Origin of the sequence: Microbaculum marinum (genome assembly GCF_037855135.1) — a bacterium.
Taxonomy (GTDB): domain Bacteria; phylum Pseudomonadota; class Alphaproteobacteria; order Rhizobiales; family Tepidamorphaceae; genus Microbaculum; species Microbaculum marinum.
The window spans coordinates 1-24,641 of record NZ_JAZHOF010000011.1; the positions used below are offsets into that span (position 1 = coordinate 1).

Genomic DNA, 24,641 nt, shown 5'->3' on the forward strand with positions numbered 1-24,641 from the left:
CGACTGAAGCACTACCGTGCCATCGCCACGCGCTATGAGAAACATGACGAGAACTACCTCGCCATCGTCAAACTCGCCTCAATCCGAATGTGGATCAAATCTTATGAGTCTACGTCCTAGTCCATCAACCCGAGTTCCTGTGCCTTGATCTGTAGCGCCACGTATTTCGAGTAGATCCGGTTTTGCGACAGCCCGCCGCCGAGAAACCACAGCCCGCGCTGCGGTGTCGGTTTGAACATGTTGCGCAGTTCGCCCTCGTCGTCGAGACCCCAGATCGGGCCGACGCGGTCGGCAATTTCCCGACCCAGCAGTCGGGCCACCAACTCTTGCTGGGTGTGGTAGCCGGTGGCCGTCACGACCAGATCGGCCTTCTCCACTCGTCCGTCCCGCATCAGCAGCCCGTCCTCGACGAACCGCTCGGCGTCGTCCCACTGCAGCAGACCGATGTCACCGGACACGATCAAGTCGGAGCAGCCGCAATTGATGTAGTAGCCGCCATGGCGGGCGCGGAGCTTCATCTGGTGGCCGGCGCCGTAGGGCCCGAAATCGATCTTGAAGCCCCGCTCCTTCAGGCTATCGAGGAGTTCCCGATCGATGTTGGCGCAGCGCTCGGTGTTTTCCCGGAACGCCTCCTTCTGAAGGGCGAAGGTCGCCGTTACCGAGAACAGATCGGCGTCATCCATCGACAACTCGCCATTGAGATAAGCTGCATCACCGGTCGCCGCGGCGTCCAGTCCGATGATCGTGGTGGAGCCGCGCTGAACCAGCTTCACCTTGGCGCCGTGGCCGTAGAGATCCTGCGCGCAGTCGTGGCCACTGGTCCCCGTGCCGATGACGATCGCCCGCTTGTCTCGATACTGTTCGCCGGAATGATAGTCGGCGGTATGGACCACCTCGCCCTTGAAGTCGTTCAGCCCGGGAACCGATGGGGTCTTCTTCTCTCCCGATACGCCATTGGCGAATACCAGGTGACGCGGACGTAGGATACGCTCGGTGCCGTCGGCCTGGCGGATCCGCGCGTTCCACGTACCTCGCTGCTCGTCGAAACTGCCCTCGAGAAATTCGGTGCTGGTCCACACGTTGCAGTCCATCGCCCAGCCGTAGAACTCGATGAATCCCGCCAGCATGTCCTTGGAGATGTACCTGGGCCAGTTTGGCGGGAACGGGATATAGGGCAGGTGGTTCTTTCCCACCTGGTTGTGCAGCGCCAGGGAATGATAGCGGTTGCGCCAGACATCGCCGATGCGGGCGGTGCGCTCCACGACCAGGGTGTCGACATCGAGCAGGCCCAGTCTAGCCGCCAACGTCAGCCCGAACTGGCTCCCCCCGATGACGAGAACGGCAGGCTCCCTGTCGGAAAACGCCTGCTTCTTCGAACGCAGGTCCGCCCAGTTCGCCGATCCGAAATTGCGGGAATAGTCGGCGCCGTGCGGCCGCCTTTCGTTGATCGGCTCCTCGTGCCCCTTCAGTTCCGTCAGCGAGGTGGAAATCACCCAGGCCCAGGTGGGATCGTCGGAAGGAAGGCGCAGGACCCCGTGGCATCGGCCCGAATCGGTCTCGAAGCTGAACACCGCCTCGATGACGTTCATTCCAAGCCTGACGGCCGCCCTGGGCTGCATCCTGCCCGTTGCGATCTGGAATTGACGCGGATGCACTTGAGGCTGCGTCCGCAACAGGCCCTCGACGATCGCGTCCCGCCCGTCATGCGAGACCATCGTCCAGGTCAGCGCGAGCATGTCCCGCCAGTGCGAATCCTCGAGAAAGAGCGCTTCCAGTTTCTCTCGGTTAGTGGCCTGGAGCGCTTCCTCGAAGCGGTCCAGCCATTTGGATACGCACGCGGATTCAAAGCGGACAGGTTTGTTCATTTACTTCGGTCCCAGAGAGCACGGTCATTTTTCCGACGTTCGCAACATTAACTTTCAAGTGAAGATAATATGGAGTAAGTATATTTTCACGTTTCGCATGTATCTATTTGCGATCTTGCCGCCACCGGAGGGCAGTTATATTTTCAAAGCGCGCACGGCGATTTGGTGAATGGTTGACAGGTCGAAAATGCGGCGGAAAGCCTATGGACGATGCTGTTATCATGTCGGGGCAGGGCGATCAAGTAGAAAACAATTGTCTTCTATAAAGAACAAAACTTGGTGTATCGGGGGGCGTTCGGTTGACGGCCGCAAGCTCTGCCCCTGGCCCAAAGCGCCTCGCTGTCTGAGGATGGAAAGCGGGTGGCCCATGGGTGGAACGAAGCCGCCGCGATGCGCGAATGTGCGCGGATCGCCCGCAGGCAAGGTCGCGTCCGGCTATTTGACGACCAATCGCAACTGGTTAAACAGAAGCGCCGTCGGGTGCCTCCTGCAGTGATCCAGTATGCAAGGGTCTGGTTCGATCCGCTTCAGGCGCGCCGACCCAGGCATGCAGACCACCGCATATTCGTGTAATGAGCTCGACATGGACGAATCCAACTCAGGTCAGACCGATCCGTCGGAAAGCAAGGCTGGAAAAGGGCGGACTGGTGAACGCACGGTCGGGAAACCGGTCGGAGCGGTCATCGCCGCAGCGGCGGTCATCCGGGTCCTTCATCGTGCTGAACGTCCTCTGAAGGCGAGTGACGTCGCTCGCGAAGCGGGTCTGCACCGCGGCACGGCGTTCAATATCCTCAGGACGCTGCAACGCGAGGGATATGTCACCTATAACGAACGAGATCGAACCTACAGCGTCGGCATACTGATTCTGGAATTGGCCCATGGGGTCCTGCTGGCGAGCGGTCTGCTCGATGTGGTCAGGCCCGAAATGTTCTCGCTGGCCGAACGCGTCGGGGTGACGGTGGCGATCGGCAAGGTCACAGAAGACAAGGACCTGATCTTGCTCGATTTTGTCGGCGGCACCCTTCGCATCGACAGCTATTTCAGCGTCGGCCGCCGTTCGAGGCGGTTCTCGGGAGCATCCGGACTGGTGATGGCGGCGTTTTCCGGCGCTTCGATCGAGCTGGTCAAGGAACAGTACGAGTATACCGAGTGGTTCCGTCGCCCGCCGCTGGATGAATATCTCGAGCGTCTGGAGCAGACGAGAAAGCAGGGCTTTTCGCTGGACCAGGGCAACCGGCGAAGCGGATTGACCCAGGTGGCCGTGCCGATCTTCTCGCAGAGCGGCGCGCTCACCCTGGTTCTGACTGCAGCCGATTTCAGCTATGCCATGGACGACGAGCGCATCTCACTCGTAGCGCGGGAGATGCTCGCCTTTTCGCATCGGATGTCGGCGGAATCGGGACGTCTCCGGCTGCCCTGAAGCCGATGCCATTGCCTCAGCCGGCACAGTCAGCTCGTGCCGGCGGTCGCTTTCATCGCTCCGGCCTCCTGCGCGTCGGCTTGCGACGGCGCGGCGGAAGACCGTAGGCGACCTCGAGTTTGTCATCCATAGAAAATAAAAAGTCGCTATTGCGATCATGCGCTTGCGACACTAGGCTCCCTCGGCCTGCCGGGCAGGCCCTTCCCAGAGTGCGACGAACTGGACGAAGTGACTGGTCAGATGCCCCTGGATCCGCAAATCGCCCGCATCTTGGCGGAGAGATCGCCGCTTCCGCGACACATGCTGCCCATCGGGGAACTCCGCAGCGGGCTGAATTCGCGGACGTCTGCCAACCAGACGAAGGTAGGCAAGGTCGAAGATCTCCATGTCACCTCGGAGCAAACCGATGTTCCGATCCGCATCTATTGGCCGTTCGGCAGACCTGACGGCTGCTTCCTCTTCTTTCACGGAGGAGGTTTTGTCGGAGGAAGTCTCGACACGCACGATCACATCTGTCGCGACATCTGTCTCGCCGCCAATTGTGTAGTCATCGCAACCGATTATCGTCTGGCCCCGGAACACCCGTTTCCCTCCGCCCTCCACGACTGCGCCGCCGTGCTGTCCTGGGTCGTGTCCCACGGCGGGTTTCTGGGACTCGATGACCCGAAGATCGTCGTCGGCGGCGACAGCGCCGGCGGCAATCTCGCAACGGTGCTCGTGGCCCGCTCCCGTCAGCGCCGTGAGGGCCGCATAAGCGGCCAGGTCCTGATCTATCCGATCACCGATGTGCCCCGGCTTTCGCGAACCTCCTATGTCGAGAACGGGGCGGGCTACGGCTTGTCGAGCGACGACATGCTGCGCTTCTGGCGAGACTACGCCGGCGAGGCCCCCGACGTGAACGATCCGGCCATCGCGCCCGTTCGCTCGTCAGAACTTGCAGGCCTCCCGGATACGCTGGTGATCACCGCGGAGTTCGACCCCCTGCGGGACGAGGGGGAGGAATATGCACGACGGCTGATGGAGGCGGGCGTGCCAACCACCCTCACGCGATACGATGGAGCAATCCACGGGTTCGTCAGAATGGGCTCGGAGGTCCGTCTGGCTGCCCAGGCTCTGCGACAGATCTCGCAGTGGCTGGGGGAGCGCTTTTCGGACCAGGAGCCGCACGCCCATCATCGCCAGGTGGCGAAAGCTTCGGAAGTCGGTCGCAATGGCATCGGTTCCTGACACGGCGGGGTCCACGGTGAGCGCGAAAAGCGTCTGCATAATCGGAGGTGCGTCGGGAATCGGCCTGGAGGCGGCCCGGTTCTTCGTGTCGGGCGGCGCCGCGGTGACGATCGTTGATGCCAATGCCGGCTCGCTGGAAAAGGCGCAGGCAGAGCTTGCCGCGCTTGGCACGGTAGCGGGATTTGCTGCCGACGTCCGGGATCGGCAGAGCATCGATGATGCGATGGCCCGGGGCGTTTCCGGCAATGGCGGCATGGACGTGTTCCTCTTTACCGCTGGCGTCTTGTTGCCGGGGCTCCTTCTCGATGTTTCGGAAACTGATTTCGATCTCACGTTCGACGTCAACACCAAGGGATTCTGGAACGGCGTGCGAGCGGCTATGCCGTATTTCCCCGAGCGCGGGGGCTCGATTGTCGCCGTATCGTCAGCCGCAGGTCAGCGTCCGAAGGCGGGCAACGGAGCCTACGCGGCATCCAAGGTCGCGCTTCAGTTTCTCGTCCAGACCTTCGCCCTGGAGCTGGCCTCCCGAGGCGTCCGCGTGAACTGCGTATCCCCAAGTACGCTGCAGACGCCGCTGACCGAAAGGTTTGCGGCCACTCCGGCAGAAGGCGGATATCGCCCGTCCTCCGTCCCGCCGCTGGGCCGCTATTGCGACGTCAAGGACATCGTGCGGGCGGTCGCGTTTCTTTGTTCGGAAGACGCATCGTTCATAACTGGTACGACGATCGCGGTGGATGGCGGCCTGATGGCTGGCGTGCCTCTGCCGACGTCCTGATCGGCGTCACGTAGGAAACGGATCGTGGCATCATCGACCGGGGGAAGGCACAGCGACTTGCGTTCCGGAAGTCTGGGCCGCCAGCAGAAGATCTGCGTGGTCACGGGGGGCGCATCCGGACTCGGCCGTGCGATTGCATTGACGCTGGCAGGACAGGGCATGGCGGTTGCCATCGGCGACCTGCAGGAGGACGCCGGGTCCGAGGTCGTCGCCAGCATGGAGGATGCGGGCGGGACCGGCGCGTACTGGCCCCTCGACGTGGCCGACGGTGCAAGTGTCGCTGGATTCTTCGACCATGTCCTGGAGCGTTTCGGGCGCATCGACTGCGCCGTCAATAATGCAGGCATCGAAGGGCAGAAGAAGTTCGTCGCAGACTATCCGGAAGACGACTGGAGGCGGGTTGTCGACGTCAATCTGACCGGCGTCTTCCTGTGCATGAAGCACGAACTCAACGCCATGCTGCCCAATCGATCGGGATCGATCGTGAACGTGGGGTCCACGGCTTCGCTGCGCGGCACGGCATCCATGTCGGCCTATACGGCGGCGAAGCACGGGATCGTTGGGCTCACGAAGTCCGCCGCGCTCGAATACGCAGACAGGAACATCCGCATCAATGCGGTGTGTCCCGGGTCCTTTCGAACGCCAATGAGCGACAGGCTCAACGATGGCGATTTCAGCACGGTCGAACAGCGCACGCCCATGAAGAGGGTGGCGCCGGCGGAGGAAATCGCCGAGTCCGTCGTCTGGCTCGCGCTCGGCCAGGCGACATTCATCACGGGTGTCGCGCTGCCGATTGATGGCGGCAAGCTTGCGGGCTCGCCGCAATAGGGTGCCGCGTCGGGGGCGGACCTCCGCGCGGCGTCCGGCCGGCGTCATCCGGACAAGCGCGATCGGTGCCGGCCGCGTCGCCGACCGGGCTTGAGCAGACCCCGGGGCGACCACCGCCACGCTGCGCTGCCCGCAAGGCCGCCGACCCGCGACAGCCGCCGGCCCGCGACCGCCGCCGACCCCGCGACTGCCGCTGAGGTGCCCGCGAATTCATCTCGCCTCGGCGAGCAAGTGCAGCCACCCCGATCCTTTCGCTCTTCCGGCGCCATCATGTGCGGAAAAAATCTTTAGTAGCTGCGATATGTTCTGTATAGAAAACAAAAGTTTTCCTTGAAAAAAAAGTCGCGGCTTCTAGTATGACGCCACGGATCGTGGACACGGTCTGGAGGAGACGTTCAAGAACAGGTGAAAATCCCATGAGGAGAATTCTGAATCTCGCAATCGGCTTGGGGGCGGCGCTCCTGGTGCCTGCCACGGCGCTGGCCGATGAATACCCTGACGGCACCGTGACGCTGCTGGTCGGTTATGCCCCCGGTGGCGGAACCGACCTGGTGGCCCGCACCCTCGCGGATGGGCTCGCCCGCAAGTGGGACGAGACCGTCATTGTCGAGAACCGTCCGGGAGGTACCGGCACGATCGGCATAAGGACGCTGCAGCAGGCGAAGCCCGACGGCTACACGCTAGGCGTGTGGACCGATTCCGACGTCGGTAACTCTGCGGTCCGTGACGACCTGGACTACGATCTGGTCGACGATTTCGAGCAGATCACACAGCTGGCGGCAGGCGCAACGATGCTCGTCGCCAACCCGAAGGCACCCGTTAAGAACTTCGACGAATTCATTGCCTATTCCAAGGAAAATCCCGGCAAGCTGAATTTTGCAGTCGTATCGGGCGGGGGCATGCACCTCGATACTTTGAGGATTAACGATGCAGCCGGTGTGGAAACGGCGATCATCGGATACCCGGGAACGGGTCCGGCCCTCAACGACGTGGTCGCAGGACACGTCGATATCCTGCTCCTGCCGCTCGGCGCTGCGCTTCCCTACATCGAGGCCGGCACGCTGCAACCGATCGCAGTGGGATCGCCGGAGCCGTGGCCGGGCCTGCCGGACGTCCCCACCATGTCCGATACCATTCCCGGGCTGGAAACGACGTTCTTCTACGGGCTGGCCGGACCGAAGGGCATGTCCGAAGAATTGAAGAACAAGATCAGCACTGCGGTTCAGGAGGTGCTGAAGGACCCGGAAATCGCGGCCAAGTTCGAAGCGCGGGGCTTCCTTCCGACGGAAAGCTCACCCGAGCACTTCAAGAAGGTCCTTTCCAATAAATTGGACGTCTCCCGCAGCACGGCGGAAAAGACCGGGCTGAAGCAGAACTGACCGGCGCGACGGTCCAGACAGGAAGGAAGGTCTCCGAGTCCGCTTGGAGACCTTCCGATGCCCGCTTCCGGCGTCTCGAACAATAGTCCGGCACATGGCGGCGTGGATGCCGTCTCCGGGGAAAACACCGCCTGTGCCGCTTCGAACCCCGTTGATATCTCATCGCCACGCTGCCGGCCTGACGATCCGGTTCGTTCGTTTTGCCAGTCCCTTGCATCTCCCGGGTAGGAAACATGTCTGAATCAGATGGCCGCAAGATTGCCTTCGTCGGGTTGGGCAACATGGGCTTTCCGATGGCCCGCAATCTCGTTCGGCGTGGTTTCGACCTGACGGTTTTCGACGAACGCCGCGAGGTCAGCGAGCGCTTCCGCGACGCCCACGGCGCTGGCGCTGCGGCTTCGCCTTCGGAAGCGTTCCGGGGCAGCGACGTGATCGTGCTGATGCTGCCCAACGGCAATATAGTTCAGGACGTTCTGCTTGCCTCCGGCGATGCCGGCGCTGCAATCGAGTCGGCCAACCGGGGATGCGTCGTCATCGACATGAGTTCCTCGGACCCGCTCGGTACGAGAAACCTGTCCGCGATGCTGCGGGAGCGGGGTGCGCATCTGATCGACGCGCCCGTGTCCGGCGGCGTGGCGAAGGCTGTGAACGGCCAGCTTACCGCGATGGTCGGCGGCGATGTCGAGGTCGCGAAAGGTGTCGAGCCGATCCTGCAGGCCATGGCATCGACCGTCCTGCACGTAGGACCGTCAGGGGCGGGCCACGCGATCAAGGCACTCAACAACTATGTCTCTGCGGCGGGGCTGCTTGCGGCCTGCGAGGCTGTCAGGACGGCCCGGGAATTCGGCATCGACGGCGAACTCGCCGTGCAGGTGCTCAATGCCTCGACGGGCCGCAACAACAGCACGGAGAACAAGATCAGCCAGCACGTGCTTTCGGAAGCATTCAAGTCCGGCTTCAGCATGGGGCTGATGAGCAAGGATCTGGCCACGGCCTCCAGGCTGTCGAGGGAACTGAATCTGCATCTGCCGCTGGCCGATAGCCTGGTGGGAACCTGGGAAAAGGCCGCGGCTTCCTTCGGGCCGGACGCCGACCATACTGAAATCGCGCGGATGGTGATCAGATCCTAGAAGCGCACGATCGGCACAAACTCTTGCAACGGTGGGAATGGAATCATGGACCATAACGAAAAACTGGAACTCGGCGCGAAGATCAGGGCCGAGGTGCTCGGCACGAAGCATGTCAACGAACCCGGGGCGACCCCGTCCGCATTCCAGCAGGCCTTTCGCGAATTTACCGTTGAGCATTGCTGGGCCAATGTGTGGACCCGTCCCGGCCTCGATCGCAAGACGCGGAGCCTTCTGAACCTGGCGATGCTCGCGGCGATGGCGCGATGGGAGGAATTTGCCGTCCACACGAAGGGCGCATTGAACAACGGCGCAACCGAAGAGGAGATCATCGAGGTCGTTCTTCAGGCCGGGGTGTACGCGGGGGTGCCGATCGCCGCCGAGGCCATGAGGGTGGCGGAACGGTCGGTCAAGGCGTATCGCGACGAGAACGGATCCTGACGCCGGACCATGTGACAATCGCGCCGTGACCGAAATGTCGCAAACCAATCTGCTGACAACACGTCGTTCTGCGACGTGTACATTGAGCGAATTGTTCTGAGATCCGGCGTGTCATGACCACCAAGGCCGGATCCGACGAGATATACATATGAAAGACTATCAGCTTTTCATTGGCGGAGAATGCGTCGACCCGGTGAACGGGGAATGGTTCGAAACCGTCGACCCCTATCGCGGCGAGGCCTGGGCGCGCATTCCCAGGGGGACCGCGGGTGACGTCGACCGGGCCGTGATGGCCGCGGGCGATGCCATGTGGAGGGGCCCCTGGACCACCATGTCCGCGACGGCGCGCGGAAAGGTGATGCGGAAGCTCGGTGACCTGGTGGCCGAGAACGCCGAACGGCTCGCTGAAATCGAGGTTCGGGACAACGGCAAGCTGAAGGCCGAAATGCTTGCCCAGGTCCGGTATCACTCCGAATGGTGGTGGTATTACGCCGGCCTCGTGGACAAGCTCGAGGGAAAGCTCGTCCCGATCGACAAGCCCGACATGTTCGCCTTCACCACCCAAGAGCCGGTGGGGGTGGTGGGTGCCTTGACCGCGTGGAACTCTCCGCTTCTTTTCGTTGCCTGGAAATGTGCGGCGGCGATCGCGGCTGGGTGTGCGGTCATCGTGAAGCCGTCCGAATTCGCCTCGGCGAGCACGCTGGAATTTGCACGGCTCACCAGGGAAGCCGGGCTCCCTGACGGCATGTTCAACGTCGTGACCGGGTTCGGTCAGGAAGCCGGAAGCGCGATCGTTTCCCATCCGGGCATCGACAAGATCACGTTCACGGGATCCGATGCGACAGGGGCCAGGATAAATGAACTGGCGGCCAGGCATCTGAAACGGGTGTCGCTCGAGCTCGGGGGAAAGTCGCCCAACATTATCTTCGAGGACGCGGATATCGACGCGGCTGTGGCGGGCGCCATCTCGGGAATTTTCGCGGCGACCGGACAGACGTGCATCGCGGGCTCGCGTCTGCTCCTCCAGAACTCGATCAGGGACGAGGTGGTGTCGCGGCTGGTCGAGATCGCAGGCTCGGCGACCTTGGGCGATCCGATGAATCTGGAGACGAACATCGGCCCGGTGACGACGCCGGCACAGTACAGAAAGGTTCTCGACTATATCGACATCGCCAGATCCGAGGGCGCGCGTTGCGTGTTCGGCGGAAAGGCGGCGTCGGGAGAGCACGCCGTTGGTGGTCAGTTTGTCGAGCCGACGATCTTCGTCGACGTGACCAACGACATGAGGATAGCGCGCGAGGAGGTCTTCGGCCCGGTCCTGTCGGTAATCGGCTTCGACACCGAGGACGAGGCCGTACAGATCGCCAACGATACGATCTACGGCTTGGCGGCAGGCGTGTGGACCCAGGATTTCCGCAGGATCCTGCGTCTGCCGAAGCTGCTCCGGGCCGGTACCGTCTGGGTGAACACCTACCGAGCCGTCAGCTACATGATGCCGTTCGGCGGAATGAAGCATTCCGGCATTGGTCGCGAGAGTGGCATCGACGCAGTCTCCGAGTACCTTGAAAAGAAGAGTGTCTGGATCTCGACGGCCAGGGATGCGCCTGCGAATCCCTTCGTTATCCGCTAGATGCCGGTCACCGAACGATAAGGCCTTGCCATCGTGGCCCGCTGGGCGGACGCAATGTAATGGGGGGAGACATTCATGCGTGACTATCGGGATATACTGGGTGGCCTGTCATTAATACTGATAGGCCTGTACGCGGCAATCTATTCGTTTGTGCTGCTTCGGATCGGCTCGCTGTCCAACATGGGTCCCGGATTCGCTCCAGCCTCGATGGGGATAATCCTAGTTTTCCTGGGACTCGGGATCATGGTCCCGGCGTTCCTGCGGGCCGGCGCCTGGCCGTCGGGCGATCTGCGCGCGTTTCTCGCGGTCAGCGCCTCTGTGGCGACCTTCGCGATCCTGTTGCGCCCGTTTGGACTGATCCCGGCGATCTTCGGGCTGACATTCGTTGCCTATCTATCCGACGATTCAATGACGCTGCTCGGTAGGTTGTGCGTCGCCGCGGGGCTGTGCCTTGGTGCCACGCTCATCTTCGTTGTGGCGCTGGGTGTACAAATCCCAATCCTGAACTGGCCCTGGTGACCCCGTGTACGACTCGCTTCTCGACAACATCTCGCTCGGTTTCTCGACTGCCGTTTCGGCGGTCAACATATTCTGGTGTTTCGCCGGGGTGCTGCTCGGAACGTTCGTTGGCGTGATCCCCGGCATCGGGGCCCTTGCCGCGATTTCGATGCTGTTTCCGATTACCTTCATGCTCGATCCGACCTCCGCTTTGATCATGCTCGGAGGCATCTACTACGGATCGACATATGGCGGCTCCACCGCCTCGATCCTGCTCAATCTCCCCGGCACGCCGGCCACCGCCGTGACATGTCTGGACGGCTACCCGATGGCCCAGCAGGGACGCGCGGCCGTCGCCCTTCTCATGACGACGGTGGCATCCTTCGTCGGCGGCTCGCTCGGCGTCGTCATCACGATGCTGTTTGCGCCGGTGATCAGCGAAGTCGCACTGAAGTTCGGCCCGGCGGAGTATTTCTCGCTCATGCTGGTGGGATTGATCGCCGCCTCCGTCATTTCATCGGGGTCGCCAGTCAAGAGCGTGGCGATGGTGGTGCTGGGCATCCTGTTCGGGCTGGTCGGGATCGACATCTATTCGGGCACGTCGCGGTTCACATACGGGGCTTTCGAGCTGATCGAGGGGATCAATCTCGTTGCTCTGGCCATGGGCCTCTTCGGCGTCGCCGAGGTCATCGCGAGCATCAGGCGGGCCGGCATCACCGAGGTCGACAAGAGCATCAACCTGAGGTCGATGCTTCCAACACGCGACGACGTTCGCCGCAGTGTGTTTCCGCTGTTGCGCGGGACGATGATCGGTTCGTTCTTCGGCGCCCTTCCCGGGACCGGCGGTTCCATCGCCTCCTTCATGTCCTACGCAGCGGAAAAGAAGATTGCCAGGGATCCGTCCCGCTTCGGCAATGGCGCGATCGAAGGCATCATGGGTCCGGAATCGGCGAACAACGCGGCCGACCAGACCGCATTCATTCCGACCCTCACGCTCGGCATCCCCGGCAGCGCGACGATGGCGCTGATGCTGGGCGTCCTGATCATTCACGGAATGGCGCCCGGTCCGACGCTGATGCTGGAGCATCCGGATCTGTTCTGGGGCGTGATCATGAGTTTCTGGATCGGCAATCTCATGCTGCTCCTGCTGAACATTCCGCTGATCGGCGTCTGGGTCCGCGTGCTTCAGATCCCGTTCCCCATCCTCTATCCGTCGATCCTGATGTTTATCTGCGTCGGCGTCTTCACCGTCAACAACAGCACGTTCGACGTGATGACGGTGGTTGTGTTCGGCATACTCGGCTACGGCATGCGGATCCTGGATTTTCCGCCTGCGCCATTGCTGCTCGGGTTCGTGCTCGGGCCGATGATGGAGGAAAATTTCCGGCGGGCTCTCTTGATCTCCCGGGGTGACCTCACGACCTTCGTCGAGCGGCCGATCAGCATGGCGTTCGTGCTGATAACCGTTGCGCTCCTGGCGTGGAGCGCCTGGATGTCGTACCGATCCCACCGGGCGCACCGGGCAAGGACCGTCGAGGTCTCCGGCAGTCCGGACTGATCCTCGAAGGGATCTGAACCATCGGGCGACGCGGCGCGCCATGAGTGCCGCGCGGGAACGCGTGGCGACCCTTCTCCTGCCGCTATGCTGCGGCCGCTGATTGGCCGATGCGAGGCACTCTTCCGGGTGCCGGAGCACCAATCGCGGCATTGCTGCTGCAGGGCCCCGGCGGCTGCCGTCCCTCTCTTCTGCTGACATCGATGACCTCCTGGCCTTGACGGGCCGTGCGAACCGCCGACCCGCCAGATGGCCCGGGCGCCGCCAGGTTCATGTCGATTTCCGATTTGTGGGGTTGACATTCGGCAGCATAAATATTTTCATTTAACAAAAGTAGATTCTACTCAGTAGAATTCATCGGGAGGAACGATGCAGGCCGATTTCGGTGCGGTCCCTGAGCGGGGGCAAATGTTCGGTGGCGGTGCCTGGCGCCACGCGGCGGCACCGGCGTTGGGCGGATTCGGCCCGTCGGGACTCGGCTGCGAGAACGGCCGCGAGGCGATCGAGGAGCCTCTCGAAACCAAAACCGTCTGGATCGAACTCTCCGGCGCCACGCGCGACCCGTTCACGATCGGATAGGGCCGTGGCTCTGCTGTCGCTCAACAATCTGTCGGTGCGGTATCGAGGAGCCTCCCTGGCTCTCGATGGCGTCTCCTTCGAAGTTCCCGAAAACGCCATCGTCGCCCTTCTCGGTCCGAATGGTGCCGGCAAGACGACCGCGCTCCGCGCCATCTCGGGGCTGCTGTCCCACCATGGCGGGGGCGAGGTCGGCGGGTCGATCGAATATGACGGACGGCCCCTGACCGGGCGGACTGCAACGCGGGTCCGGGCCGGTATCGCCCAGGTCATGGAAGGTCGGCGGGTGTTCCCGGACCTGAGTGTGGAGGAGAATCTCCTGTGCGGCGGGTTTACCCGCCCGCGCACCGGCCTGGGATCCGGTCTCGACGAGGTCTATGCGCTGTTTCCCGACCTCGTCGGCCGGCGTCAGGACATGGCAGGCCTGCTCTCCGGCGGCCAGCAGCAGATGGTCGCCGTCGGCCGTGCGCTGATGAGCGACCCCCGCCTCTTACTGCTTGACGAACCGTCGCTCGGTCTCGCCCCGATGGTGATTCAGCAGATCGCAGGGGCATTGAACCAGATAAACGAGCGGGGAGCGTCCGTGCTTCTCGTAGAGCAGAACGCAACTCTCGCGCTGGCGCTGTCATCGTCGGCGTGCATCCTCGAGACCGGCCGGGTGGCCATTACCGGCGCCAGCCGGGATCTCAAGGACGACCCCAAGGTCCGTGAAGCCTATCTGGGCCAGGGCGTGGGAGCGGCCGCATGAGCGCCCTGCTGCAGGTTCGCGACGTCGGAATCAGCTTCGGCGGCGTGAGAGCGCTCGATCAGGTGAGTTTCGACGTCGAGGAGGCGTCCCTGTTCGCGGTCATCGGACCGAACGGAGCCGGCAAGACGACGCTGTTCAACTGCCTGACGGCGGCCTACCGGCCGGACAGGGGGACGATCGATTTCAAGGGCGGTTCGCTGCTCGGCGTAAGACGCCGTGACCTCGCCGGCATGGGAATAGCGCGGACCTTCCAGAACCTCGGACTGTTCGACAAGCTCGACGCGGCCGAGAATGTGCTTCTTGGCCGGCACAGCGCAATGCAATGCGGTTTTCTCGGCGCGGCTCTTCAGTTTCCGGCCGTTCGCAGGGAGGAGGCGAACAATCGGGGTAAGGTGGCGGAGATCGTCGACCTGCTCGGCCTGGATCCCTACCTCGGCACGCCGTCGGCGATGTTGCTCTACGGGATACGCAAGCTGATCGAGTTGGGCCGGGCCCTGGCCATGGAGCCGGACCTGTTGCTGCTCGATGAACCGGTCGCCGGACTGAACCGTGAGGAAACCGCCCGGATGGCCGAGATCATCCGGATCATCCGGCGCCGGTTCAAGACGACCATCCTGCTGGTCGAACACGACATGGGATTTTTGATGAGCCTCGCCGATCGGGTGCTTGTGCTCGAGTACGGATGTCCCATCGCGCTTGGTCGGCCCGAGGATGTCCAGAAGGACCCGAAGGTCATAGCCGCCTATCTGGGAACGGAGGTGCCGGCATGATCGATTTCACCAAGCTGATCTTCGCAGGTCTGTCGCTCGGTTCGGTCTACGCGCTCATCGCCTTGGGATTCGTGATGGTCTACAAGGCGACCGGCATCCTGAACTTTGCCCAGGGCGGCCTTCTCATGCTGGGTGCATATCTGGCCCAGTACTTCATAAACGGGTTGGGGACGACGTTCTGGATTGCCCTGCCGATGGCGATGCTGGCGACCGGCCTCGTCGCCGCCGGACTGCAGCGCACCATCTTCGACAAGCTGCTCACGCATCCTGCGTTCACGGTGATCATGGCAACCTGGGCGGTGCTGATCGTCCTGGAGCAGGTGCCGATCACGTTGTTCGGCTACGATTTTCTGAACATGAACGACCCGTTCGGCCTGGCCATGGTCAGCATCGCCAGCGTGCAGGTGTTCACGATCGACCTTTGGACCCTGGCGTTCGCTGCAGGTTCGGTCGCGGTCCTTGCGGTGTTCTTCTTCAGGACCCGAATGGGCCTGGCGATGCGGGCCACAGCCTCGGATCCCGAGGCCGCTATCGCGCAGGGCATCGAGCCGCGTCTCGTGCACGCCACGGCCTGGTTCGTGGCCGGCATGCTTGCCTGTCTGGCCGGCGTCATGCTTGGGGGCGGGTCGCGCCTCGTTTCCCCGGAACTGTCGCATGTTGCGCTGAGAGCCATTCCCGCGGTGATTCTCGGCGGACTGTCCAGCCCGCTCGGCGCCGTGGTCGGCGGCATCCTGATCGGCATTGCCGAGGTGCTCACCGCCGCCTGGGCGCCCACGCTGGCTCCGTGGCTGGGCAAGAACCTCCATCTGGTGATGCCGTACTTCCTGCTGGTGGGCTTCCTCATGTTCCGGCCGCAGGGCCTCTTCGGACAGCGCCAGAGCGGGAGAGTATGATGAGTTCCGCGGAAACCGCCGCCGTGACGGCACGTCGGATGCCGTCCCTCTCGATGCCGGTCTTGCTGGCTGTCTGCTACGTTGCGCTGCCGTTCGTGCTCGGCAATTCCTTCTGGCTTCAGGTGTCGGTCTACGCAGGCATCGCGGCAATCGGCGCCATCGGCCTGAACCTGCTGACCGGCAACACCGGCCAGGTGTCGCTGGGCCATCCCTTCTTCCTCGGCGCCGGCGCCTATGCCGCGGGCGTGTTCGGACAGGATTGGGGACTTCCATTCTGGATCTGGCTGCCGGGCGCCGGCCTGGTCGGCTTCGGGCTCGGCGCACTTGTGGGGCCATTCGCCTTGCGCTTGCGCGGCAACTATCTCGTGATGGTCACCTTCGCCCTTGTATTCATCGGCCTTCACATCTTCTCCAACTGGAGTGCCGTTACAGGCGGCGCGGCAGGCCGCGGAATCTCGGTTCCGGTGGCCATCGGGCCGATCGATTTTGCCGACCTGTTCGGGGCCACGCGCGACCAGTGTTACTTCTGGCTGGTATGGGGGATTGTCGGGATCTCGGCCTGGCTGGTCTTCAACATCATAAATTCCCGGCCCGGCCGTGCCCTGATGGCAATACGCGACCGGGAACTGACGGCGGAATTCGTCGGCATCGACGTTTCCCACATGAAGATAGCCGCGTTTGCGATCTCTTCGGCGGTCGCCGCAGTCGCCGGCGCGCTGTACGGAGCCTACGTCCAGTACGTTTCGCCGGTCGAATGGAACCTGCTGCTGGGCATCCAGTACATCGCCATGATCATCGTCGGCGGGATCGGCTCCGTGGCGGGCGGCGTGATTGGAGCCGTCGTCATCACCTTTCTGCCGCACCTGATGCGCGAGGTCGCGGGCAGTCTGCCGTTCGTGGCCGTCAACCAGAGCGATGGCGGGCTGATCACGGTCTTCGCGCTCAACCAGATCCTGTTCGGCGTCCTCATCGTCTTTTTCCTCGTCGTGGCCCCGGGAGGGCTCGCACGTGCCGTTTCGGCTGCGGCGGGTCGGCTGTCGGCGCCGAGACGCCACAAATGAAATCAACCCCAGGGAGGACTGACTTGAAGAAATACCTATTGATGTCACTGGTCGCGATGGCTCCGGCAATCGCGGCAGCCGCCGAGCTGGAAGAAGTTCCCGGTTTTGACGGGGAAACGATCACGCTCGGCATCATCTCACCGCTCAGCGGCCCGGTAGCCGTGCTCGGGCTGCCGGTTACGGCCGGTCACGAGGTGTGGTTTGAGAGGATCAACGAGCAGGGCGGCATCGCCGGCAAGTACAAGGTCAAGCTCCTGACCGAGGACAACGCCAATCAGGAGGCGCTGACCGTCCAGCAGTACAACAAGCTGAAGAACCAGGTGGTCAGCTTCAGCCAGGTCTTCGGGACCCACACCACGAAGGCGATCCTGCCACAGCTCCGAACCGACAAGATGGTCGTCGCGCCGGCATCGTTCGACAGCTATTGGGTGCACGATCCGAACCTTCTGCCGGTCGGTGCTACCTATCAGATCATGGCGGTCAACGCCTTCGCGCACTGGCTGGATACCGAAGCCGACGACGATCCCGTCATCTGCGGTCTGGTTCGCGACGATCCCTACGGCGAGGCCGGCATGGACGGCATCAAGTTCGTTGCCGAAAAGCGCGGTCTGGAAATCGCTGCGGAAGTGACCTTGAGCCAGTCCGACCAGGACTTCACCGGGCAGATTGAACAGCTCAAGTCGGCCGGTTGCGAGATGGTGTTCGTAACGACGGTGCCGCCGCAACTTGCCAGGATCGTGGGCAACTCCGCCCGCGCAGGTTTCGAGCCGCGATGGATTGCGCAGTGGCCTTCGTGGCATGGGGCCCTGCTCGACAGCCCGGTAGTCGACTACCTCGAGAAGAACGTGTGGTTGGCCGGCGAGGGGACGGAATGGGGCAACCAGGCGAATTCGCCCGGCATGGCCGAACTGGAAGCCGATATCGCGGCGCACAAGCCGGATCAGGCCCCCAACGTCTGGTTCGTGCTGGGCTACAACCAGGCGCGTGCCGTGACTGCCATGATCGAGAAGGCGGTGGCCCACGGCGACCTTTCGCGGGAAGGCGTCATGAACGCGCTCGCCACGATGGACAACGTCGATTTCGGCGGCCTGATCGGCGACTACCACTACGGCGCGATTGAGAAGCGGAATCCGCCTCGCAAGAGCACGGTTTTCGGCGTCGATCGCGAGAAGCCCTTCGGCCTGAAGTCGCTGAAGGAGAACTTCGCCAGCCCGGAAGCTGCGGAATACTCCTACTGAGACAGGATCGCCGGCGTCGCGTCGCGGCGCCGGCCGATCTGCAAGGAGACAAAGATGGCGATCGTTTGCAACAACTCGTTCAGACTCACGCTGCCGCCGCCCGATACCTGGGCCTTGCTGCAGCAACTCGACCTGATGGCCACCTGCTTCCCGGGCGGCACCCTTTCCGAGTGGGATGGTGGCGACAGCTTCGTCGGCGAGGTCGCCACCAGGCTCGGTCCGATGTCGATGGTGTTCCGAGGCAAGGGCAGGATCCTCGAGCGCGATGCCGACACCTACCGGATGCGAGTGCGCGGCGAGGGCGCGGAACGTCGCGGACGCGGTCGTGCGCAGGCCGACTTCACGTTTGAACTGAGCGAGGATGCCGGCGGCGGGACGCTGGTCGCCAGCACGACGGAGGTGACGCTCGTCGGAGCAGTCGCACAGTACGGTCGCGGTGCCGGGATGATACAGGCCCTGGCCGACGAGCTCACGCTTCAGTTTGCAAGCAACCTCGCCCGCCTGATCGAGACCGGCGAGGTGGAGGCGGGTGGCGGCAAGTCGCTGTCGGTCGCCAGGCTGGCCGGACGCGCGGTGATGGGGCGCTTCCGTCGCGGCGAGGGAGTCTCGAAATGACGATCCATAGTTTGGCCGGAGATGCCGTCGAGGACGCCGGCGAGGGCAGCATCCGCTTCGTTACCGGCCAATGCCAAGCCTGCGGCAATCGGGCTTTTCCGATGCCGCCGATTTGCAGCAACTGCCAATCCACAGACATCGTCCGGAAGCCCGTCGAGGCGGCCGGCACGGTCTACTCGTTGACCGAAGTTCATGTCGGACCAGCCGAGTGGCACCGCCCGGTGAGGCTTGCCTACGTCGACCTGCCAGACGGGCTGCGCGTTTTCGGGCATTGGCGTGGGTCGGTCGGCATTGGAACGCGAGTCCGCGCACGTATGGGCGAAGTCGGCAAGGACGCCGCGGGAACGCACTTCACGACCTATGTTTTCGAACCTGCGGAGGCCTCCGATGCGTGAAACGGCGGTAATCGGCGTCGGGATGATCCCGTTCGGCAAGTATCCCGAGAAGACGATCGCCGACCTGGGCTGGCCTGCGGTCAAGCAGGCCCTGGAGGATGCCGGGATCGACGGCCGGGAGTTGGGGGCCGCGTATTGCGGCTCGGCGCTGTCGGGGATGATGCCAGGGCAACGGATATTGGGCCGGATGGGGCTTTCGGGCATTCCGGTCTTCAATGTTGAGAATGCCTGCTCCTCTTCATCTTCGGCACTGCGCGCCGCTGTTCTGGCGATCCGGTCCGGTGCCTGCGATACGGCGCTCGTCATCGGCGTCGAGAAGTTGACCAGGTTTGGAGGCGGCACGCTGCCTCTGGAGCGGGAGGACTGGGAAGTCCAGCAGGGCATGGTGATGCCGGCGCTATATGCGATGCGAGCCAAGCGCTACATGCACGACTTCGGCCTGACCGAGCGCCAGCTGGCCCAGGTCTCCGTGAAGAACCGGGCGAACGGCGCCATGAACCCCGACGCCCAGATGCGTGCGCCGGTCACGGTCGAGGAAGTGCTGTCGTCGCGACTGATAGCCGATCCTTTCACGCTGCTTCAGTGCTGTCCGACGGGAGACGGATCGGCGGCGATCGTCCTGGCCGACGCGGCCACGGCGCGCCGCTACAGGCGCGATCCGGTGTTCGTTCGTGCATCCGATCTGTCCTCGGGAAAGCACACCGACGGATTCCGCGACATGACGATGCCCGAGATCACCGTGCGCGGGGCGGGTCATGCCTACGAGGAGGCGGGTATCGGACCGGACGATGTTGATCTCGCAGAGGTGCACGACGCTTTCTCGATCGCCGAACTGCTCTACTACGAAGCTTTCGGCTTCTGCGGGAGAGGTGAGGCCGGGGCGTTCGTCGAACGCGGCGACAGCGCGATTGACGGCAAGGTCGCCGTGAACCCCTCGGGAGGTCTGCTGGCCAAGGGCCATCCGGTTGGCGCGACCGGTGCGGCGCAGGCGGTCGAAGTCGTGCGCCAGCTGCGCGGTGAATGCGGCGACCGGCAGGTCGAAGGCGCGCGTGTCGGACTCGCTCACGCGACGGGCGGCGGAATCTCCGGCTTCGACCACGGGGCGTGCTCCATCCACATCTTCTCCAGGTAGCGGCGTGATGGCGGAGAGCCCCATTCACAAGGCGACGAACCTGCTTCGGATTCTTGTCGAGGCGAGCGCCCCGCTGTCGCTGAGCGAGCTCGTGGCCAAGAGCGGCTACAATACCTCCACGACCCTGCGGCTGATGCGGATGCTTGCGGAAGACGGCTTCGTCGCCTTCGCTCCGGCTGGCAAGCTCTATACGGCCGGGGCGGAATTCCTCCGCCTCGCCGCGATATCTCTGAACGACAACCCGTTCTTCCTGCGCCTGCGGCCCGCTCTCGCGGCGCTTGCCCGAGAGACGGGAGAGACGGTCGTGTTCAACCTGTACGATCGCGAGGCGGGTCTGATGATCATCGTGATGTCGGAACGATCGCCGCAGCCGCTGGGCTACGACATACCCCTGGGCCGGCGGGACTTCCTGCACACCGGTGCGTCCGGAAAGTCGATCCTTGCCTTCCTCCCGGAGCAGGAGATCCACGACGTGATCGAGCGTCACGGCCTCGTCGCCGTCACACCGGATACGGTCACGGACAGGGACGTTCTGTTCGAACAGCTTCTCGAAATCCGACAGAACGGGATTGCGATATCGCGCGGCGAGCGTGTCGAAGGTGCCGTTGGGTCTGCGGCTCCCGTCTACGGCGAGGACGGCCGGGTGGCCGGCTCCATTCTCGTTACGGTCCCGGCCTTCCGGCACACGGAAGAGTCCCAGAAGAAGGTCACTGCGGCAGTGAAGAAGGCAGCGGACAATCTGCGCGCCGGCGGTGTCAGAAAGGAGCACAGCGCATGAGGCCCGCACCGTTCGAGTATCACGATCCGCGCCACGTATCGGAGGCGGTCGATCTGTTGTCGAGCCTGGAGAACGCACGACCGCTCGCCGGCGGGCAGTCGCTGATGCCGATGATGAACTTCCGCTATGGGCAATTCGACCACCTCGTCGACCTGAACAGGATCGACGATCTGTCCTTTATCGATGTCGACGGATCCTCCATCAGGATCGGGGCGATGACGCGGCAGGTCGAGATGCAGGAGGACACCCGCCTGGCCGAATCGGTGCCGGTGGCCCTGGAGGCGTTGTCCCATGTCGGGCACATCGCCACTCGCAACCGCGGCACGATCGGAGGCAGCCTGTCTCACCTGGACCCGGCCGCCGAGTTGCTCGCGGTCTCCGCACTGCTCGATGGCGTGGTGCATCTCCAGGGCAAGGAGGGAAAGCGCTCGGTTCCGATCGAGGACTACGTCGTCGGGTACATGACGCCCGCCGCCGAGGAGGGCGAACTGCTGACTTCCGTCGACTGGAATCCGTGGCAGGGCGACCACGGCTGGTCGTTCAGGGAATTTGCGCGCCGCCACGGCGACTTCGCCCTGGCCGGCGCGGCCGTCCTGATGGCGCTGGACGAAGCCGGAAGCATCGCACGGGCTGCAGTGACGGTGTTCGGGGTCGGACCCGCCCCGGTCAGGCTCAAGACGGCCGAGACGTCGATGGTCGGTGAGATCCCCACCCGGCAACTGTTCGAGTTGGCCGGAGAGGAGGCTGCTTCGCTCGAGGCGATGCAGGACGCGGTCGTCAGCGGCTCCTACCGCCGGCATCTGGCGCGCGTCCTGACCGTGCGTGCTCTCGAAGAGGCCTCCGTTCGAGCAAAGGATGAGAAGAAATGAGCCTGCGGGACGTAAGCATCAACGTCAATGGCACGGACTATCAGGCGTCGGTCGAGCCGCGTCTGTCGCTTGTCGAACTTCTGCGCAAGAAGCTGTCGCTCACCGGTACCCACGTCGGTTGCGAGCACGGCGTGTGCGGGGCCTGTACTGTCATGGTCGACGGTCGGTCGGTCCGCAGTTGCCTGATGTTGGCGGTGCAGGCGGACGGCGCCGAGGTGGTGACGGTTGAGGGCCTGTCCGAGGAGCAGGGTCCGCTCGGTCCGCTACAGGCGGCGTTTCGGCGATGCCACGGTCTGCAGTGCGGCTTCTGCACGCCCGGAATGCTCATGACCTTGACCGACTTCCTGACGCGCAATCCGGAGCCGACCCGGGACGAGGTCCGCATAGCGCTCACGGCGAATGCGTGCCGGTGCACCGGCTACAAGGGAATTGTCGACGCTGCGATGGAAGCCGCAGCCGAAATTCGGAGGGCGTCGTAATGGGTGCGAAGTATTTCGGAGCTCGGGTCGAGCGCCGGGAAGACGAGCCCCTTCTGCGCGGCAAGGGACAGTTCACGGACGATATCGTGCTGTCCGATGCGCTGGTGGCGGTGATCGTCAGGTCGCCCTGGGCCCATGCCCGCATCGACTCGGTCGATGTTTCCGAAGCCGCCGGCATGCCGGGGGTGCATTCGATCTGGACGATGGCGGACCTGCCGGACTGCCTTCGTGGGCGGCAGACTCCCATCCAGGTGCCGAATGCGGCAATCCGGCAACCGCACAACTTTCCCGTTCTTGCAGATGGCGAGGCGACGTTTGTCGGAGAGCCCGTGGCGGTCGTGCTCGCCGACAGTCGCGAGTTGGGCGAGGACGCCGCGCAGATGGTGTTTGTCGACGGTGTCCCGCTGCCTGTTGCGGCGGATGTCGGAACTGCGGCGGAGCCCGGTGCGCCGTTGATGCACTCCAGCCTGAAGGACAACATCGCGGCGGATCTCGTCCTGCAGTTCGGGGAGGACGAAAATCCCTTCGAGGCAGCCGAAGTGGTGATCGAAGAGACGTTCCGTCAGCATCGCGGCTGCTGCCAGGCGATGGAGTGCCGTGCGGTCCAGGCGCAGTACGATGCACTGACCGATCAACTGACCGTCTGGTCGGCCGCCCAGGCGCCGCACATGGTCAAGAACATCATCGTGGAGATGCTGGGACACGATGATGGCAAGGTCCGCGTGATTGCTCCCGATGTCGGAGGCGGTTTCGGGCCCAAGGGAATGGTCTATCCCGAAGAAGTCCTGTGTGCGGCGCTGGCTCGCGAAACGGGCCGGCCGGTGAAGTGGACCGAGGACCGACGCGAACATTTCCTGTCGACGACGCAGGAGCGAGATCAGATTTGGACGATGCGCGTCGCGGCGGATCGCGACGGGCGCCTGATCGCGGTCGAGGGAGACCTCGTACACGACAGCGGCTGTGCGGCTCCGTGGGGAATCATACTCCCCTACATCGCGGCAACGACGGTGCCGGGGCCTTACGTGATCCCGAACTACCGTATGCGGATGCGTTCGGTCTTTACCAACAAGCCTCCGACCACACCGCTGCGCGGAGCGGGGCGGCCGCAGGCCGTGTTCGCCATGGAGCGGATGATGGACCGGCTGGCGGACAGGCTCGGCCTCGATCCTGCCGAAGTCCGACGGCGCAACATGATCCGGCCAGATCAGATGCCCTACCGGATGGGGCTGATCTATCGCGACGGCTCGCCGCTCACCTATGACAGTGGCGATTATCCGGAGTGCCAGCGCCTTGCCCTTGCGAAGGCGGATTGGGAGGGATTCAAGCAGCGCCAATCCGCAGCGTTGGCCGAAGGGCGGTACATCGGCATCGGCGTTGCCAACTATGTCGAGGGAACCGGCCTCGGGCCCTACGAAGGCAGCAAGGCCCGCGTGGCCGCCGACGGGCGAATAGAGATTGCGTCGGGTGCCGCCCCCCAGGGCCAGGGCCAGAAGACGATCCTCGCCCAGATCGCGGCAGACGCCTTCGGCGTCCCCATGGAAGATGTCGATGTCAGGGTGGCCGATACCGGCATCGTGCCGATCGGGATCGGGACGTTTGCGAGCCGCGTCACCGTCAATGCCGGCTCGTCCACACACAATGCATCGAAGAGCCTCCGCGCCAAGGTCATCAAGTTTGCGGCTCTCAGGCTGGAGGTGCCGGAAGCCGACATCGAAATCGACTCTCGTGTCGTGCGGGCGCGCGGCACCAACCGCTCGGTCACACTGGGCGAATTGCGGCAGTTCGCCAATGGCATGCCGGGATTCACTTTGCCGGAAGGGCTCGAACCCGGCCTTGAGACGGCCGACTGGTTTTCGCCGCGCCAGGCAACCTACTGCAATGGCACGCACGTCGCCGAGGTCGAAGTCGACGCGGACACCGGCGCGGTGGAGATCCGGCGCTACGTCGTCGCCCACGACAGCGGGCGTCTGGTCAATCCGATGGCCGTCGACGGTCAGATACAGGGCGGCGTGGCGCACGGGATCGGCAACGCCTTGTTCGAGCACATGCACTACGACGACGAGGCGCAGCCGGTAACGACGACCCTTGCGGACTACCTGCTGCCGATGGCTCCCGATGTTCCCGACGTCGAGATAGTGCATATGGAGACGCCGACTCCGCTCAACCCGCTCGGCGTGAAGGGGGCGGGGGAAGGCGGTACCATACCGGCGGCGGCTTGCATCGTCGCGGCCGTCGAGGACGCGCTGCGGCCCTTTGGCGCCCGGTTCTCGGAGTGCCCCCTGTCACCACAACGAATTGTCGAGGTGATCTGCCAGTCGAAGAAGGTGGCATGAGCACGCCCA

At 63.5% G+C, this 24,641-nt stretch carries 24 protein-coding genes; 23 read left to right on the forward strand and 1 reads right to left on the reverse strand.

The genetic code is table 11. The annotated features are described in order from the left end of the window. Positions 1-116: 116 nt before the first annotated feature. Positions 117-1,865, reverse strand: coding sequence for an FAD-dependent oxidoreductase (locus tag V3328_RS22315; protein WP_340331939.1), 1,749 nt, complete (start codon positions 1,863-1,865; stop codon positions 117-119). Positions 1,866-2,448: 583 nt separating this feature from the next. On the opposite strand from V3328_RS22315, the gene V3328_RS22320 reads away from it, so the two are divergent. The 23 genes from V3328_RS22320 to V3328_RS22430 all read left to right on the forward strand — a co-directional run bounded on the left by V3328_RS22320 (position 2,449) and on the right by V3328_RS22430 (position 24,632). Then, the gene (locus V3328_RS22320) at positions 2,449-3,285 is read left to right on the forward strand and encodes an IclR family transcriptional regulator (RefSeq protein ID WP_340331940.1); all 837 of its coding nucleotides are present in this window, start codon (positions 2,449-2,451) and stop codon (positions 3,283-3,285) included. Positions 3,286-3,513: 228 nt separating this feature from the next. Beyond that, entirely contained in the window at positions 3,514-4,512 is a 999-nt protein-coding gene (locus V3328_RS22325; RefSeq protein ID WP_340331941.1) for an alpha/beta hydrolase, read from the forward strand. Next, complete coding sequence (locus V3328_RS22330) at positions 4,496-5,287, forward strand: SDR family NAD(P)-dependent oxidoreductase (RefSeq protein ID WP_340331942.1); 792 nt, start codon at positions 4,496-4,498, stop codon at positions 5,285-5,287. The genes V3328_RS22325 and V3328_RS22330 overlap by 17 nt, the downstream gene beginning before the upstream one ends. A gap of 24 nt (positions 5,288-5,311) precedes the next feature. After that, positions 5,312-6,115 carry an SDR family NAD(P)-dependent oxidoreductase gene (locus V3328_RS22335; protein ID WP_340331943.1) on the forward strand — a complete coding sequence of 268 codons (804 nt, stop codon included), beginning with the start codon at positions 5,312-5,314 and terminating at the stop codon, positions 6,113-6,115. Positions 6,116-6,579: 464 nt separating this feature from the next. After that, entirely contained in the window at positions 6,580-7,494 is a 915-nt protein-coding gene (locus V3328_RS22340) for a Bug family tripartite tricarboxylate transporter substrate binding protein (protein WP_340331944.1), read from the forward strand. 233 nt (positions 7,495-7,727) lie between these two features. Further along, positions 7,728-8,624 (forward strand): NAD(P)-dependent oxidoreductase, encoded by an 897-nt coding sequence (locus V3328_RS22345; RefSeq protein WP_340331945.1) that lies wholly within the window; start codon positions 7,728-7,730, stop codon positions 8,622-8,624. Between the two features lie 45 nt (positions 8,625-8,669). Then, the gene (locus tag V3328_RS22350) at positions 8,670-9,062 is read left to right on the forward strand and encodes a carboxymuconolactone decarboxylase family protein (RefSeq protein WP_340331946.1); all 393 of its coding nucleotides are present in this window, start codon (positions 8,670-8,672) and stop codon (positions 9,060-9,062) included. A gap of 148 nt (positions 9,063-9,210) precedes the next feature. After that, complete coding sequence (locus V3328_RS22355) at positions 9,211-10,692, forward strand: aldehyde dehydrogenase (protein WP_340331947.1); 1,482 nt, start codon at positions 9,211-9,213, stop codon at positions 10,690-10,692. Positions 10,693-10,767: 75 nt separating this feature from the next. Continuing rightward, positions 10,768-11,211: a tripartite tricarboxylate transporter TctB family protein gene (locus tag V3328_RS22360; protein WP_340331948.1), complete on the forward strand. Its 444-nt coding sequence runs from the start codon at positions 10,768-10,770 to the stop codon at positions 11,209-11,211. A 4-nt stretch (positions 11,212-11,215) separates the two neighbouring features. Beyond that, on the forward strand, positions 11,216-12,748 hold the full coding sequence (locus tag V3328_RS22365; RefSeq protein WP_340331949.1) for a tripartite tricarboxylate transporter permease: 1,533 nt from the start codon (positions 11,216-11,218) through the stop codon (positions 12,746-12,748). A gap of 366 nt (positions 12,749-13,114) precedes the next feature. Further along, complete coding sequence (locus V3328_RS22370; protein WP_340331950.1) at positions 13,115-13,324, forward strand: hypothetical protein; 210 nt, start codon at positions 13,115-13,117, stop codon at positions 13,322-13,324. A 4-nt stretch (positions 13,325-13,328) separates the two neighbouring features. Next, complete coding sequence (locus V3328_RS22375; RefSeq protein WP_340331951.1) at positions 13,329-14,069, forward strand: ABC transporter ATP-binding protein; 741 nt, start codon at positions 13,329-13,331, stop codon at positions 14,067-14,069. Then, entirely contained in the window at positions 14,066-14,839 is a 774-nt protein-coding gene (locus V3328_RS22380) for an ABC transporter ATP-binding protein (protein WP_340331952.1), read from the forward strand. The genes V3328_RS22375 and V3328_RS22380 overlap by 4 nt, the downstream gene beginning before the upstream one ends. After that, positions 14,836-15,732, forward strand: a complete 897-nt coding sequence (locus V3328_RS22385; protein ID WP_340331953.1) for a branched-chain amino acid ABC transporter permease — start codon at positions 14,836-14,838, stop codon at positions 15,730-15,732. Before V3328_RS22380 ends, V3328_RS22385 begins: the two co-directional genes overlap by 4 nt. Then, positions 15,732-16,793 (forward strand): branched-chain amino acid ABC transporter permease, encoded by a 1,062-nt coding sequence (locus V3328_RS22390; RefSeq protein WP_340331954.1) that lies wholly within the window; start codon positions 15,732-15,734, stop codon positions 16,791-16,793. The genes V3328_RS22385 and V3328_RS22390 overlap by 1 nt, the downstream gene beginning before the upstream one ends. 23 nt (positions 16,794-16,816) lie before the next feature. Then, positions 16,817-18,031 carry an ABC transporter substrate-binding protein gene (locus V3328_RS22395; protein ID WP_340331955.1) on the forward strand — a complete coding sequence of 405 codons (1,215 nt, stop codon included), beginning with the start codon at positions 16,817-16,819 and terminating at the stop codon, positions 18,029-18,031. A gap of 54 nt (positions 18,032-18,085) precedes the next feature. Next, positions 18,086-18,646 (forward strand): SRPBCC family protein, encoded by a 561-nt coding sequence (locus V3328_RS22400; RefSeq protein WP_340331956.1) that lies wholly within the window; start codon positions 18,086-18,088, stop codon positions 18,644-18,646. Beyond that, positions 18,643-19,041 carry a Zn-ribbon domain-containing OB-fold protein gene (locus V3328_RS22405; protein ID WP_340331957.1) on the forward strand — a complete coding sequence of 133 codons (399 nt, stop codon included), beginning with the start codon at positions 18,643-18,645 and terminating at the stop codon, positions 19,039-19,041. Before V3328_RS22400 ends, V3328_RS22405 begins: the two co-directional genes overlap by 4 nt. Next, complete coding sequence (locus tag V3328_RS22410) at positions 19,034-20,173, forward strand: thiolase family protein (RefSeq protein ID WP_340331958.1); 1,140 nt, start codon at positions 19,034-19,036, stop codon at positions 20,171-20,173. Before V3328_RS22405 ends, V3328_RS22410 begins: the two co-directional genes overlap by 8 nt. Positions 20,174-20,180: 7 nt before the next feature. Further along, entirely contained in the window at positions 20,181-20,951 is a 771-nt protein-coding gene (locus V3328_RS22415; RefSeq protein ID WP_340331959.1) for an IclR family transcriptional regulator, read from the forward strand. Continuing rightward, positions 20,948-21,820: an FAD binding domain-containing protein gene (locus V3328_RS22420; protein WP_340331960.1), complete on the forward strand. Its 873-nt coding sequence runs from the start codon at positions 20,948-20,950 to the stop codon at positions 21,818-21,820. The genes V3328_RS22415 and V3328_RS22420 overlap by 4 nt, the downstream gene beginning before the upstream one ends. Then, positions 21,817-22,299, forward strand: a complete 483-nt coding sequence (locus tag V3328_RS22425) for a (2Fe-2S)-binding protein (protein ID WP_340331961.1) — start codon at positions 21,817-21,819, stop codon at positions 22,297-22,299. The genes V3328_RS22420 and V3328_RS22425 overlap by 4 nt, the downstream gene beginning before the upstream one ends. Next, complete coding sequence (locus V3328_RS22430) at positions 22,299-24,632, forward strand: xanthine dehydrogenase family protein molybdopterin-binding subunit (protein WP_340331962.1); 2,334 nt, start codon at positions 22,299-22,301, stop codon at positions 24,630-24,632. The genes V3328_RS22425 and V3328_RS22430 overlap by 1 nt, the downstream gene beginning before the upstream one ends. Positions 24,633-24,641: the final 9 nt, after the last annotated feature.